Annotated in this window: 10 protein-coding genes; all 10 read left to right on the top strand. The window is 46.2% G+C overall.

Annotation, left to right across the window (positions count from 1 at the left end):
• The first annotated feature begins 1 nt into the window (after nucleotide 1).
• The 10 genes from CJ305_RS15720 (at nucleotide 2) to CJ305_RS15675 (ending at nucleotide 11,815) form a co-directional block, all read left to right on the top strand.
• Nucleotides 2-1,162 carry a glycosyltransferase family 4 protein gene (locus CJ305_RS15720; RefSeq protein WP_099647253.1) on the top strand — a complete coding sequence of 387 codons (1,161 nt, stop codon included), beginning with the start codon at nucleotides 2-4 and terminating at the stop codon, nucleotides 1,160-1,162.
• Between the two features lie 2 nt (nucleotides 1,163-1,164).
• Nucleotides 1,165-2,340 (top strand): glycosyltransferase family 4 protein, encoded by a 1,176-nt coding sequence (locus CJ305_RS15715; protein ID WP_099647252.1) that lies wholly within the window; start codon nucleotides 1,165-1,167, stop codon nucleotides 2,338-2,340.
• A 2-nt stretch (nucleotides 2,341-2,342) separates the two neighbouring features.
• On the top strand, nucleotides 2,343-3,509 hold the full coding sequence (locus CJ305_RS15710) for a glycosyltransferase (RefSeq protein WP_223248895.1): 1,167 nt from the start codon (nucleotides 2,343-2,345) through the stop codon (nucleotides 3,507-3,509).
• Nucleotides 3,502-4,059: an LbetaH domain-containing protein gene (locus CJ305_RS15705; protein ID WP_099647251.1), complete on the top strand. Its 558-nt coding sequence runs from the start codon at nucleotides 3,502-3,504 to the stop codon at nucleotides 4,057-4,059. The genes CJ305_RS15710 and CJ305_RS15705 overlap by 8 nt, the downstream gene beginning before the upstream one ends.
• Nucleotides 4,052-4,867, top strand: coding sequence for a glycosyltransferase family 2 protein (locus CJ305_RS15700; RefSeq protein WP_099647250.1), 816 nt, complete (start codon nucleotides 4,052-4,054; stop codon nucleotides 4,865-4,867). Before CJ305_RS15705 ends, CJ305_RS15700 begins: the two co-directional genes overlap by 8 nt.
• Nucleotides 4,864-5,808 (top strand): UDP-glucuronic acid decarboxylase family protein, encoded by a 945-nt coding sequence (locus tag CJ305_RS15695; RefSeq protein WP_099647249.1) that lies wholly within the window; start codon nucleotides 4,864-4,866, stop codon nucleotides 5,806-5,808. The genes CJ305_RS15700 and CJ305_RS15695 overlap by 4 nt, the downstream gene beginning before the upstream one ends.
• A 671-nt stretch (nucleotides 5,809-6,479) precedes the next feature.
• Nucleotides 6,480-7,241: a glycosyltransferase family 2 protein gene (locus tag CJ305_RS15690; protein ID WP_099647248.1), complete on the top strand. Its 762-nt coding sequence runs from the start codon at nucleotides 6,480-6,482 to the stop codon at nucleotides 7,239-7,241.
• Nucleotides 7,242-7,276: 35 nt separating this feature from the next.
• On the top strand, nucleotides 7,277-8,623 hold the full coding sequence (locus CJ305_RS15685; protein ID WP_099647247.1) for an exopolysaccharide biosynthesis polyprenyl glycosylphosphotransferase: 1,347 nt from the start codon (nucleotides 7,277-7,279) through the stop codon (nucleotides 8,621-8,623).
• Nucleotides 8,624-8,672: 49 nt separating this feature from the next.
• On the top strand, nucleotides 8,673-9,452 hold the full coding sequence (locus CJ305_RS15680; RefSeq protein WP_099647246.1) for a polysaccharide biosynthesis/export family protein: 780 nt from the start codon (nucleotides 8,673-8,675) through the stop codon (nucleotides 9,450-9,452).
• Between the two features lie 2 nt (nucleotides 9,453-9,454).
• Entirely contained in the window at nucleotides 9,455-11,815 is a 2,361-nt protein-coding gene (locus tag CJ305_RS15675; RefSeq protein WP_099647245.1) for a GumC family protein, read from the top strand.
• Nucleotides 11,816-12,388 lie beyond the last annotated feature (573 nt).

Genomic DNA, 12,388 nt, shown 5'->3' with positions numbered 1-12,388 from the left:
TATGCCTAAAAAACTCATCTTTATCAATTCGCATCCCATCCAATATTTTGCTCCCTTATATGCCTATTTGAATACGCGAGGTGTGCAGTGTGAAGCCTGGTATTGTTCCGATAAATCCATCAAGGGTAGAATGGATCGGGAATTTGGCGTCAACATAAAATGGGATATTCCCCTGCTGGAAGGCTATGCCTATCACTTCTTTAAAAATTACGGGTTTAAAGAAGAAGACAGCAGTCGCTTTTTTGGTCTGATCAATCCCAGACTGGTCTACCGGCTTTTTCAAATAGAGCCGGCGGTGATCGTGGTACACGGATGGAATTACCTGACTCATTTTTTGGTGCTGATGCTTGGGAGGCTGGCCGGGCATACCATTTGCATTCGCAATGATATGCCATATAGTCATGAACTGCTAAAAACCGGATTTAAACAAAAAATCAAGCGTTTTGGTCTTAAAGCTATTCTGTTCCCGCGAATCGATTATTTCTGTGCAGTAGGGAAGGAGAATAAAGCCTTTTATAAATCCTATGGAATACCCGATGCCCAAATTCTCCATGTGCCCTATGCCATTGATAATGCGCGTTTTCGCAGGATACAAACCAATCCCAAGGCACTTCGTTTGAAATACGGTATTGCCGAAGGTGATAAGGTTATTGTTTTTAGTGCCAAATACATTCCTAAAAAGCGTCCTCTCGATTTATTGCAGGCTTTTAGGCAGCTTAACCGGGCAGATTGCTGGCTTGTGCTTGTAGGAGACGGGGAATTGCGCGGGGAGCTGGAAGCCTATATTAAGACTCACCAAATAAAGCAGGTTATTCTTACCGGCTTTGTCAACCAATCTGAAATTCCCAACTGGTATGCTTTGGGGGATGTTTTTGTCATGTGCTCAGGGCAGGGCGAAAACTGGGGGCTTTCGGTTAATGAGGCTATGAACTTTAATTTAAATCTGGTGCTATCTGATTTGACCGGGTGTGCCTCTGATCTGGTGAGACCGGGAGCTAATGGGCTTATATTTAAAACCGGGGATGTAGCCGCCCTGACTGATAGTCTGCAGGCGGTATTGTACGGGAATGCTCTGGCAGCAGATGGAATCACTTCTCTGGAACTGGTTGATGAGTATAATTTTGAAGCCATTTACTTGGGGTTAAAACCAGTACTCCATTAACTATGCGCATCGTTTTATTTACCCATCCTGCATTTTTGAATTCAAACAGTATGCCGCGGTATGCACGCATGCTGGAGCAAGGCATGCGGGAGCGAGGTCACAACGTAAGCGTGCGTACGGCCAGGGCTTTTTTTTATAAAACTCCCGCTCCAAAATTTTTTAAAAAATGGCTGGGCTATCTGGATCAATACCTTGTTTTTCCCCTCGCTTTTAAGCTGCGCAGGCAAGCTGAACCGGATTTGTATGTGTTTGCCGATCAGGCTTTAGGCCCCTGGGTACCGCTGGTAAAGAAAAAGGCCCATGTGATTCATTGTCATGATTTTTTGGCCCAACGGGCAGCGGAAGGAGCCTTTCCGGAACAAGCCGTAGGCACTACCGGGCGCTGGTATCAGCAATTTATCAGATGGGGATACCGGCAGGGAAATTGTTTTATTTGTATCTCTGAAAAAACCCGACAGGATTTACAAGCTTTTTTAAAGCATACGCCCCAAATTTCAGAAGTAGTGTATAATGGGTTTAATCAGGAGTTTAAACCCAACAATCCGGTTGAGGTTCGAAAAGATTTAGGACTGGCTTTGAATTTAGATTTAAATACAGGCTATATTTTACACGTGGGGGGCAATCAGTTTTATAAAAACCGGCTCGGTGTGCTGGAGCTTTATGAAGCCTACAGCGCTCAAAACCCCGATGCCGCACCACTATTGCTGGTAGGTACCGCTCCTAATGAAAATCTGCTTGCCTATCGAAAAACGATGCATTCTAAAGCCCGGGTACATTTCTGTACCGGATTTTCAGATGAACAGGTGCGTATGGCTTATCAGGGTGCACTGGTTTTGCTCTATCCTTCGCTTGAAGAGGGTTTTGGCTGGCCTATTGCTGAGGCTCAGGCCAGTGGTTGCCCGGTCATCACAACGGCAGCAGCACCTATGAATGAGGTAGGTGGGGAAGCAGCCTGGTATATCCCAAGAAGAAAGCATCAGGATCACGAGGAGTTTATTACTACCGGAGTGGCAAGACTGGAAATGCTTTTGGATTTGAACGATCGGGAACGCCTCAACCTCGTAGAAGCCGGACTTCAAAACGCCAAACGTTTTAACACTTCAAAAACTCTAGATCATATAGCCTTAATCTATAAACAGATCGTTTCTCAGAAATGGTCAGAAAAGGAAAAGTTATGAGGATGCTACGTATCATAGCATCAATGAACCCGGCCTCTGGAGGCCCCTGTCAGGGCATTCGTAACAGTATCCCAGCCCTGCAGGAGCTTGGGGTAACTACCGAGGTGGTTTGTTTAGACCCTACAGATGCCGCCTTTTTGGGAAGCGATGCATTTAAAATTACCGCCCTGGGACCGGTAAAAACTCCTTATGGCTACACTGCTGCATTAAAACCATGGCTGGAGCAGCATTTGGGGGATTACGATTATGCAATTATACACGGGTTGTGGCTGTATACCAGCTACGGTACCTACCGCACCTGGAAGCAGCTTAAAGGTGCCGGGAAGCCCGTACCCAAATTTTTTGTTATGCCGCATGGGATGTTGGATCCTTATTTTCAAAAGGCGCCCGAGCGGCGTTTTAAAGCCCTGCGTAACCGGGTGTTCTGGCAGTTGTTAGAAAAACATGTAGTCAATGGGGTAGACGGGGTTTTATTTACCTGCGAGCAGGAATTGCTGTTGGCGCGTACCACTTTTTCCGGATACCATCCCAAAGCCGAACTGAATGTGGGGTATGGGATACAGGAACCGCCCCAAAAAACCACAATCCATCAACAGGCTTTTTTAGAACAGTGTCCTCAGGCTGCGGCGCAGCCCTACTGGCTTTTTTTAAGCCGGGTACATCAAAAAAAAGGAGTAGATCTTTTAATACAGGCCTACCGTAGCCATTATAAGCAAAACCCGCAAATTCCTATTTTGGTCATTGCCGGGCCGGGGATGGATACCGCATATGGTAACGGGTTGCGGAAACTGGCCGAAGGTTTGCCGATTTATTTTCCCGGGATGCTGCAGGGCGATGCCAAATGGGGCGCCCTGTATGGGGCAGACTGGTTTATCTTACCCAGCCATCAGGAGAATTTTGGGATCGCGGTGGTGGAAGCGCTGGCCTGCCATACTCCGGTCGCCATCAGTAAGCCGGTAAATATTTGGCGGGAAATTAGCGATGCCCGAGCGGGAATGGTGTTTGCTGACGATTTGGAGGGGGTTACTTCAGGACTGGAGCACCTGCTCGTTATGGAAGACCGCCTGAAACAGGAGTATGCGCATAACGCTCGGGAATTGTATCAAACCCGGTATCGGGTTGCAGAAGCCGCAGCTTATTTAAAACAGGTATTACAACAACATGAATAAGACCGATTTATCTCAGTATACTTCCGATTTTGGTTTGCAGAATAAGCTCTACCGCGTGGTCTGGAATGTGAGCTATATGTTGCTGTTCCGGCCTTTTCCGGGAAGGCTATTTAAAACATGGCGCAATCTGGTTTTACGGCTATTTGGGGCTGAACTGCATCCCAGTGCACATATCTATGCCTCGGTTAAAATCTGGTCTCCCCGTAATCTGAAACTGGGAGCTTTCTCGACTCTGGGACCTCAAGTCGATTGTTACAATCAGGGACGAATCAGCATTGGAGACCACAGCATCATCTCTCAAAAATCCTATCTCTGTGCCTCGACTCATGATTTTGAGCAGGCCGATTTTCCCTTAATCTGTAAGCCGATCCAAATTGGGGATTCGGTCTGGGTTGCCGCAGATGCCTTTATAGGTCCCGGGGTGCGTATTGCAGATGGTGCAGTTGTAGGAGCCCGGGCAGCGGTGTTTAAAAGCGTAGCTGCCTGGAACGTAGTTGGTGGAAATCCTGCACAGGTAATCAAAAAACGTATAATTAAAGACTATGAGTAACATACCTGTTAGTGTTTTAGTCCCCATTAAAAATGAGGAGCGCAATCTGCAGCTCTCGCTGCCTTTACTTAGCGATTTTGATGAGTTGATCCTCCTCGATTCGCAAAGCACCGATGCTTCCCTGAAGCTGGCAGAGCAGTATGGGGCCAGGGTAGCACAATTTTACTGGAACGGGCAATTTCCCAAAAAGCGAAACTGGGCGCTACGCAACATCGAATTGCGAAACGAGTGGGTCTTGTTTCTGGATGCGGATGAGTATGTGACTCCCGAATTCCTTAACGAGCTGCGTGAAGCCATAAACCGACCGGGATATGTGGGGTATTGGATTCCCTTCCGCAACTACTTTATGGGCCAGCAATTGAAACACGGTGATGTTTTTAAAAAGTTGCCGTTGTTTAAAAAATCTGCCGGGGAATACGAGCGTATAGCCGAAGACAGCTGGAGCCATCTGGATATGGAGGTGCATGAGCATCCCATTCTGGAAGGGCAGGTAGGTACCTTTAAAACCCATATAGACCATAATGATTATAAGGGTCTGGAGCATTATATCGCCAAGCATAACAGTTACAGCAGTTGGGAAGCCCGGCGCTTTATCAAACTGCAGGAAACCGGTTTTGCGGCTTTGAACTCCCGGCAGCGCCTGAAATACCAACTGATCAGCTGGGGAATTATGCCGATGGCCTATTTTATTGGAAATTATTTTCTGAAACTCGGTTTTTTAGACGGGAGTAAAGGCTATTATTTTTCTAAATATAAAGCCCAATACTTCTTTCAAATACAAACGAAAATTAAAGAACTACAATCATGAAAAAAATATTAGTGACCGGCGGCGCCGGTTTTTTGGGTTCGCATTTGTGTGAGCGCTTATTAAAGGAGGGAAACGAAGTGATCTGTCTCGATAATTACTTTACCGGGAGCAAGCAGAATATTGTGGAGTTTTTAGATAACCCGTATTTTGAACTGGTACGCCATGATGTGACCGAGCCCTATTATGCCGAAGTCGATGAGATCTACAATCTGGCCTGCCCTGCCAGCCCGGTACATTATCAATACAATCCCATCAAGACCATCAAGACTTCCGTAATGGGAGCCATTAATATGCTGGGTCTGGCCAAGCGGGTAAAAGCCCGAATTTTACAGGCCAGTACTTCTGAGGTTTATGGAGATCCTGCCGTACACCCGCAGCCCGAAAGCTATTGGGGAAATGTAAACCCCATCGGCTTACGCTCCTGTTATGACGAAGGGAAACGCTGTGCGGAAACCCTGTTTATGGACTATCACAATCAAAATGGGGTAGATATCAAAATCGTACGCATCTTTAATACTTACGGGCCTAAAATGAACCCGGAAGACGGGCGGGTGGTTTCTAACTTTATCGTACAGGCCTTAAAGGGAGAAGATATCACCATTTTTGGGGATGGTAACCAAACCCGTTCGTTTCAGTATGTAGACGACCTGATTGAAGGCTTTTGCAGGATGATGGCTTCCGAGCCCGGCTTTACAGGCCCTGTAAACCTCGGGAATTCGGGAGAGTTTACCATGCTGGAGCTTGCCGAAAACGTATTGGATTTGGTAGGGTCTAAATCTAAGTTGAAATTTATGCCATTGCCTCAGGATGATCCCAAGCAACGCAAGCCGGATACTTCCCTGGCGTATGAAAAGCTTAACGGCTGGGAGTCGAAAGTGAAACTGAGGGATGGGCTGGAGCAGACGATTGCTTATTTTGACGGAGTACTTCGTACTTCGTAGTTACTGGTTATCTGTTAACAGTTAAAAAGGCGGAGTTAGAAGTAAGAGGTAAAAAGTGAGAAGTGACCCTTCGATACGATGCTCAGGGTTCCGAAAAATAAAAAATTAGAAATACGAAATACGAAATAACTTTTAACTCTGCACTCTACATTCAGAATTAGTCAGCAGTATCAGTGCGCAGTTCGCGGACTTTTATATGGAAATAGGTAATTATAAGTGAGCGGTGAAAAGTAAGAAGTGAAAAGTAAGAGGTGAGAGGTGAGAGGTTACCCTTGGATACGATGCTCTTAGGGTCGCATCATTCAGGGTTCCGAAAAATAAAAAATTAGAAATACGAAATACGAAATACGAAATACGAAATACGAAATACGAAATACGAAATAACTTTTAACTCTGCACTCTACATTCAGAATTAGTTGGCAGTCTCAGTGGGCAGTTCGCGGACTTTTATGTTGAAATAATTAATTACAAATGAGCGGTGAGAAGTAAGAAGTGAAAAGTAAGAGGTGAGAGGTGAGAAGTGATCCTTCGATACGATGCTCTTAGGGTCGCATCATTCAGGGTTCCGAAAAATAAAAAATTAGAAATACGAAATAACTTCTAACTCAGCACTCTGAATTCTGAATTTTACATTCCTGATAACAATTAACAATTAACAAATAAACCAATTCGTGAAAATATCCATCATTACCATAGTCTATAACAACCGGGAGCATATCGCTTCGTGTATAGAGAGTGTATTGGGGCAGACCTATGCTAATGTAGAACATCTTGTTATTGACGGGGGTTCTACCGATGGCACGCAGTTAGTGATTGAACGCTATACAGACCGATTGGGGTACTACGTTTCTGAACCGGACAAGGGACTTTATAATGCGCTTAACAAAGGAATTCAAAAAGCCACCGGAGCTGTGATCGGCATTTTGCATTCGGATGATTTGTTTTACGCTTCGGATACCCTGGCACAGGTGGCAGCGGCCTTTGAGCAGAGCGGGGCTGATCTGGTTTACGGTAATGGGATGTACGTTGACCGGGAAGACATTAATACCGTTAAGCGGGTCTATCGTAGTAAGCCCTTTAAGAAGCGGTATTTAAACTGGGGATGGATTCCCTTACATACCACTATTTATGTCAAAAGGGAAGTTTTTGATACCTATGGTCTGTATGATGAAGGCTACCGAATTGCGAGTGATTATGAGATTTCGCTCCGCTGGTTTAAGGCTCCTGCTTTAAATAGCTATTTTTTAAACGCCTGGCTGGTTAAGATGCGTTTGGGAGGTAAAAGCACCACGGCCAGCCTGCAAAAGCGGAAGTCGGCTGAAGATTTACAGATTATTCGAAAGTTTGAGTTGCCGGGCTATCTAACGCTATTTTCCAAGATTGGCCGGAAAATCCCACAATATCTGATTCCAAAATTTAAAAAATTTAGTTAAAAGCCCTTAGCTTTGCCTGCAGTCGAATACCCGTTATGAAGCGCTCGCTGTTTATCGTACCCATATCGATCCTTGTACACCTTAGCCTGATTAACGGGGTGTTGTTTTGGTTTAGCCCGGAGACCTATCTGATGCCCGGGTCTGTGCTCGTGTATAATGCCAGCTGGCTAATGGCAGCCTATGCGCTGAACTATTATCCCACCGCCCGAAAGGAGCGGTTTTTTACCAATATTCACAAGCCCCTGCAATTGTATGTGTTGTTTGGGCTGGCTTATTTTGCCTGGTTTAGCCTGGCCGATCTTCCCAAGGGGGATACCGGGCGGCAACTCGGCATTTTGGGTTTGTTGTTTGGTCTGCTCCTGGTGTATCGGGTTGTGTTTTATGCGGCACGTTCCAAATACCGGGAGGAAGGGGGGAACGCCGTGAATGTGGTGGTCATCGGACGGGACCGCAATCTCAAGAAAATACGCAAGGTGTTTGATGAGCCCGATCTGGGCTATCGCTATCTGGGTTATTTTGATAACGCGCATTCGCCCAGCCCCACCTATCTGGGGAAGGTAGAGGAGTGTTTTGCCTATATGCGCAAGCATGATGTGCATGAAATTTTTTGTATGGCTTCGCGGTTGTCACAGCCCCAGTTGTTTAATCTGATCGCCTATGCCGATAATAATTTGACCAAACTCAAGATCATACCCGACAATAAGGAGATTTTTACGCGGGCGATGACCATCGAATTGTATGAGAATATCCCGGTGCTAAACCTGAGGGAGTTACCGCTGGACCGGCCTTATGCCCAGGCTTTAAAGCGCAGTTTTGATGTGGTTTTTTCCGCATTGGTTATTGTGTTTATTTTAAGTTGGTTAAGCCCACTTATTGCCATCCTGATGCAGATTAATGCTCCCGGGCCTGTGTTTTTTAAGCAAAAGCGGCATGGGGTAAATAAGCGGGTGTTTTGGTGTTATAAGTTTCGCTCGATGATTACTACCGCAGATGCCGACCGGCGGATGATGACCAAAAACGACGACCGGGTGACGCGTTTGGGGCGGGTACTGCGGCGCACCAGTATTGATGAACTGCCCCAGTTTTTTAATGTGTTTTTGGGGGATATGAGTGTGGTGGGGCCGCGCCCGCATATGGAACTGCATACCGAGCAATACCAAAGTTCGGTAGATAAGTATCTGGTACGCCACTTTGTAAAGCCCGGGATTACCGGTCTGGCCCAGATACGCGGGTATCGGGGCGAAATTATGGAGCAGGCCGATATTGTAAACCGTACCCGTTTGGATATTTTTTATGTGGAGAAATGGTCGCTATGGCTGGATGTGAAGATCATCATCAAGACCATATTGAATGCCGTGCGCGGGGAGGAAAAGGCCTATTGACTTTGCTTCCTGCCAATAAATACTATATTTGCCCAATCAATGTGAATTCATGAAAATCAAATTAAGAAGTCTTTCAAAAGCGACCTTGTTGGCTTTGGTTTTATTAGTCAGTTCGTGCGTATCCCGGAAGGAGGTGGTGTATTTTAACAATGCGGAAGCCCTGAGCCCGGTACCGGTTACTGAAGCCCGGAGTATTCAGATTCAGCCCAATGACGAGCTGACCATACGGGTGTCTGCCCCCGAGCAGGATGCTGCAACACCCTATAACCTGACTCAATCGGTAGCGGGTCTGGAAGGGCCACAGGCTGCTAATGTGCAACTCGAATCCTATATTGTAGACGCAGACGGTACTATTCAATTTCCGGAACTGGGCAGTATCCCGGTGAGCGGGTATACCAATATTGAGTTGGCCCGGATGCTGGAAGAGCGCTTACGACCTTTTTTAAAAGATCCGCTGGTAACCGTACGTATTCTTAATTTTCAGGTGAGTGTATTGGGAGAAGTGCGGGCGCCGGGAACCTATACGACACCAAACTATCAGTTGAGTTTGCCTCAGGCCCTGAGCCTGGGCGGGGATTTGCTGATTACCGGAAGGCGGGATAATGTACTGATTATGCGTAAGGAAAACGGGCAGATGACCTATAATTATGTAGATCTTACCGATGCGGGGATTACCCAATCGCCTTATTATTATTTGCAGCAAAACGACGTGATCTACGTAGAGCCCAATAACGGGCAGCGGCAGCGTGCCGGACTTCTTAGCACGGTCTCTACCTATCTGGGCGTAGCCTCGGTAGTGATCTCTCTTGCCTTAATCTTTACCCGATAAGTATGAGTCAAAACACCTTAACAACTTCTGAACAAAGTCTGGATCTTCGGGAAGAATTGAATAAATACCTGAGGTATTGGCCCTGGTTTATCATTTCGGTAGTTTTACTGGTGGTACTGGCCTTTACCTATTTGCGCTATGCGACCACGGTGTATAGTACGAGTTCCACCATTTTAATTAAGGATGATAAAAGCGGATCTACCGAGCTGGCTGCTTTGGAACAACTGGGGGTAAGCGGTAGTGGTGGTAATAGCATTGCCAATGAAATAGGTATCCTGAGTTCACGCCGGCTGATGGAAAATGTAGTGCGAGCATTGAATCTGAACGTACAATATACGGCTGAAGGCAGTGTTAAAGATGTGGAGTTGTATACTAACAGTCCCATAAAACTGAGTGTTGTGCAGCTTAATGAGGAGCAACTGGAAAAATTATCCTCGGCAGCCCGCAGCTTTCAGGTTAGCCGGGAGGGAACAACTGGTGTTGTACTGAAGCCTCTAAGCGGATCATCCGTTAGCGGTAGTCTGGACAGCCCTATTGATCTGGGTTTTGCCACGGTGGTGGTCTCCTATCGGGAATCTGAAATTAGCGGTAGCCCTTTTGATTTGCAGGTACAGTTTCTGCCTGTAGCAGCGGTAGCCAATGCCTACAGAGCTAAATTAAATATTGCATTACCCGATAAACAGGCCTCGCTGCTGCAGTTGAGTATGCAGGATAATGTACCTCAAAAGGCCCGGGATGTTTTGAATCAACTCGTTGTCGAGTACAATAAAGACGCGATCGCTGATGAAAACCTGGTCGCGGTAAATACGGGTGAATTTATTCAGGAGCGTCTGGATATTATTCTGGAAGATCTGGATGATGTAGAAGGGGATATTGAAAATTTTAAAGAAGAGCGGCGGCTTACCAATATAGAAAGCGAGGCCGAATTGTTTTTAAGCAGTGCGCAGGAGTTTGAGACCCGGCAACGGGAGGTAGGCACCCAGCTCGAACTGGTGAACCTGATGCTAGAATATCTTCAAAATTCTGACACTACCCGTACCCTGCCGGTAAATCTGGGGATTGAAGAAGGTGGGGTAAACAGCCTGATTGGGGAATACAATACCCTGGTGCTGGAACGCAACAAGGTGTTGCAGGGGAGCAGTGAGCAAAACCCGGTGGTGATGCGCCTGGAAGATCAGATTGAAGCCCTGAGAGGAAGTATCAATCAGAGCCTGCTGAATTTACGCAATAACCTAAGAGTTACCCAAAACGATCTGGACCGGCAGGCCGCACGAATTGATGGAAACATCCGTCAGGTTCCGGCCAACGAAAGGCAGTTTCGGGTTAAAGCCCGTAACCAGTCAATCAAGGAAGAATTGTATTTGTTTTTACTGGAGAAACGCGAAGAAAACGCGTTGAAACAGGCCATCAATGTACCCAAAGCCAAGGTGGTAGACCCGGCCTACGGGGCTCAGGTGGTTTCTCCCAACCGCCGAAGTGTGTTGTTAGGGGCTATTTTGGGCGGTTTACTCATTCCGTTTGGGGTGATTTACATCCGCCGCCTGCTGAACAATAAGATCGAACGCCGGGAAGATATCGAAAAAGTAACCCGACAAATTCCTATAGTTGGCGAATTGCCTCGTATCGTGCGGGGCGAGTCTGATCTGATCACCGAAAACGACCGTTCGGTGCTGGCGGAGTCCTTCCGGATTTTAACTACTAATCTTCAATATTTGCTGGTGAATGCCGAGACCGATGGGAAAGGTTATTGTATTTATACCACCTCAACCGTAAAAGGGGAGGGAAAAACCTTTACCTCGATCAACCTGGCGGTCACGCTGGCCAATACCGGAAAAAAAGTGGTGCTTATTGGGGCCGACCTGCGCAATCCGCAGTTGCAGCGCTATGATTCTCAGTCGAAGAGTTTACTCGGGGTAAGCGACTATTTGGTGAGTAACGATCATACGCTCGAGAAACTGGTACACGATTCCAAGTTTCATCCCAAGCTGAAATTATTCCTGTCGGGGAGTATTCCGCCCAATCCATCAGAACTTTTGCGACAGAAGAAATTTGGGCAGATGATTGCCGAATTGCGGGAGCAATTTGATTATGTAATCGTAGATACGGCGCCTTCGATGCTGGTAGCCGATACCTTCCTGATCAGCAAATATGCCGATTTGATCCTCTACGTTACCCGTGCCGGCTATACCGAGAAAAAACTACTTAATTTTGCTGTTGATGCGCAAAACGACGGGAAACTGCATGATGTCAGTTTTGTGATCAACGATGTGAAAACCGCCAATTTTGGATATGGCAATAAATACGGCTATGCCTACGGGCAGGAGAAACCATCCCTGTGGGAGCGGTTTAAGAAAAGTTTTTAAATAGACGCTAGATTTAAGACATCAGATATTAGATAAAAGGAGACGCTAAGGCGTCTTTTTTTATTCCTTATTATTATTTCTATTATTATTATTATTGATTTTTGAGCTTAAGCCTAAGCTTTCTAGTAGCAAAGGGAAATTAGAAATACGAAATACGAAATACGAAATAGGTCATTTAAGTGAGAGGTGAGAAGTAGACCCTTCGATACGATGCTCCTTGAGTCGCATCACTCAGGAAGGCCGAAAATAAAAAATTAGAAATACGAAATACGAAATAGAAAATAACTCCTAACTCATCACTCTGCACTCCACATTTAGAATTAGTCAGCAGTTGACTGTCACTTCGAGTGGCTGAAGCAGAGCGCTAGCGGAGCTACAGGCGTATCGAGAAGTCTTAGTAGTTAGTATATTCGTCGTTTTCCAGGCTTCTCGATACACCGGTCTCGGTCGCAGACCTCGTTCGGCACTCGAAGTGACACTTCTCGACTACGCTCGCTTGTCGACTGTACCTTCGACAGGCTCAGAGTGGCCGTGTAGAGCTTTGAATTAGTAGGAGTCTCAGCAGGTAGTTTT

The sequence above is a fragment of the Leeuwenhoekiella nanhaiensis genome, assembly GCF_002744755.1.
Classification (GTDB): domain Bacteria; phylum Bacteroidota; class Bacteroidia; order Flavobacteriales; family Flavobacteriaceae; genus Leeuwenhoekiella; species Leeuwenhoekiella nanhaiensis.
This window is presented reverse-complemented; position numbering and strand designations above follow the sequence as displayed.